Source organism: Paenibacillus vietnamensis (assembly GCF_020169515.1).
GTDB lineage: Bacteria > Bacillota > Bacilli > Paenibacillales > Paenibacillaceae > Pristimantibacillus > Pristimantibacillus vietnamensis.
The window spans coordinates 1-222 of record NZ_JAHMHW010000061.1 but is presented as its reverse complement, the minus strand read 5'-3'; the positions used below and the strand labels follow the sequence as shown (position 1 = coordinate 222).

General features: G+C 52.7%; 2 tRNA genes. Both read right to left on the bottom strand.

Annotation, left to right across the window (positions count from 1 at the left end):
- Position 1: 1 nt before the first annotated feature.
- Positions 2–77 (bottom strand) — tRNA-His (locus KP806_RS27495).
- A gap of 17 nt (positions 78–94) precedes the next feature.
- Positions 95–168, bottom strand: a tRNA-Trp gene (locus KP806_RS27490).
- Positions 169–222 lie beyond the last annotated feature (54 nt).

The window sequence follows — 222 nt, the reverse complement described above, 5'->3', positions numbered from 1 at the left end:
ATGGGGCGGCCGAGGGGAATTGAACCCCCGAATGTCGGATCCACAAACCGATGCGTTAACCACTTCGCCACGGCCGCCAAGTTACTATTCGAGCTGGCAGGGGCAGCAGGAATTGAACCCACACCAAAGGTTTTGGAGACCTTTGTTCTACCTTTAAACTATGCCCCTAAGAAAAACTGGTGGAGGATGATGGATTCGAACCACCGAACTCAGAGAGAGCAG